Consider the following 1,464-nt stretch of genomic DNA (forward strand, 5'->3'; position numbering starts at 1 on the left):
CGGGCTCGCCGACACCCCGCAGGTCAAGCACGGTGTCGGCGTAGCGCGCACCGGCGGGACGTCAAGCTCGGCGCCGCCCAGGAAGAGGCCCTGGGCGTGTGGCCAGAGCTGTACGCGAAGACGTTGGGCACCCTGCACGGTGCCGTAGCCGAGGCCGGCAACTCACCGACCCGGCCACTCGCCGCATCGTCTTCCACGAGGACCTGGACCACATCCGCCTTACCGCCCCGGCCGACTTCGCCGGGCCCCGCCTGGCGCGCGCCGTCCTCGACCTCGCCGCGTCGGACGCCGACGCGGCCAGACGCCGGCCGAGCGCGCCGCGCAGTGGAAGAAGATCGCCACCGTGGACGGATGCTGTTCGCTCGCCTTTCCCGATTACCGGAGAAAGATCACCGGAGCACCCTCGGGGCGCAGCGATTGCTGATCGCTTCCGCGGGGGGTAATGTCGTGAATGGTGGATTAGCAGAGATCAGCGGGAGCATCTCATGAGCTTTCCCCTCGGCAAGATTCTTGAAATCGATGTGGATAAGACTCAATCCCCTGACGGGCAGGACCGGATAGTCATGACGAGGGATGGAGACTTCCAGTTCTTCCCGTCCGCCGGCCTGATCACTGTGCATCAGGGCGATGAGCTGGACCTGGAAGATCAGGATATCTTCGTGCCGTTCGGCGACAACGACGTCGAACTCTCACTGAAAGCCGTGAATCAGCCCGGACATGTCGTTTCCCTCGGATCGGTATTCCTCAGGCGCGACGAAGCGAATGCCGGGGAACTCACGAAGAAATTCGAGGGCGGTGAGGCCCTGTACGAGCTGAAATACAAAGTCCTGCCCTGAACGAGGAGCGGCTGGCGGGACCGGTCGGCATGACCTGACGGTGCCGTTCTGCCGCCTTGGCCGGAGAAGGCGCCCGGCCCGAAGCCAGTGGACGACCGGCTGCGCCCGCAGGGCATCCTGTACGTGCTCTACAACGACGTGAGCTGGCAACTGCTGCCGTTGAGGCTGGGTTCGGCTCCGGACAGACTTGCTGGCGTCGACTGCGCCATTGGCACATGGCCGGTGTCTTCGACCAGTTGCACCGCCTCCTGCTCGCGGAGCTGCACGCGGCCGACGCCCTGGACTGGACGCGGGCCTGCGTGGATGCCTCCCACATCCGCGCGAAAAAAGGGGGCGAGGCTACCGGCCCGATGTCTCAAGAAGGTCCGCAGCAGATCAGAAAGGCGGCAGCTCGGAGCTGAGTGACTCGGTGTATCCCAGGGACCACCGTCCAGGAACGGTCTCACAGAGCGCATCCAAATCGGCGCGTGTCCGGCCCCGGACGTGAAGCCAACTGTGGACGCCCAGGCCGTCTTGGCGCAGCAGCTTGCCGGGGGCAGAGAACCAACGCACGGGAAACTCTTCCGGGCCGGTCCACATCGGGTAGTCCGGCAGTTGGACCCGCTGAAAGTGTTCGGGCACCGCACTA

Annotated in this window: 1 protein-coding gene and 1 pseudogene; one reads left to right on the forward strand and one right to left on the reverse strand. The window is 65.4% G+C overall.

All coding sequences use genetic code 11. From position 1 onward, the window contains the following. The first annotated feature begins 485 nt into the window (after positions 1 to 485). The gene (locus tag H5J33_RS35065) at positions 486 to 836 is read left to right on the forward strand and encodes a hypothetical protein (protein WP_181798690.1); all 351 of its coding nucleotides are present in this window, start codon (positions 486 to 488) and stop codon (positions 834 to 836) included. Between the two features lie 375 nt (positions 837 to 1,211). Here H5J33_RS35065 and H5J33_RS36905 read toward each other — a convergent pair. Continuing rightward, positions 1,212 to 1,464, reverse strand: a pseudogene (locus tag H5J33_RS36905) (SMI1/KNR4 family protein); the annotation flags it as partial.

This window comes from Streptomyces sp. WELS2, from assembly GCF_013870595.1.
GTDB lineage: Bacteria > Actinomycetota > Actinomycetes > Streptomycetales > Streptomycetaceae > Streptomyces.

What these genes read in the sequence shown, in the direction of transcription:
- H5J33_RS35065 (WP_181798690.1), top strand. Translation starts at nt 486, where the DNA reads ATGAGCTTTCCCCTCGGCAAGATTCTTGAAATCGATGTGGATAAGACT.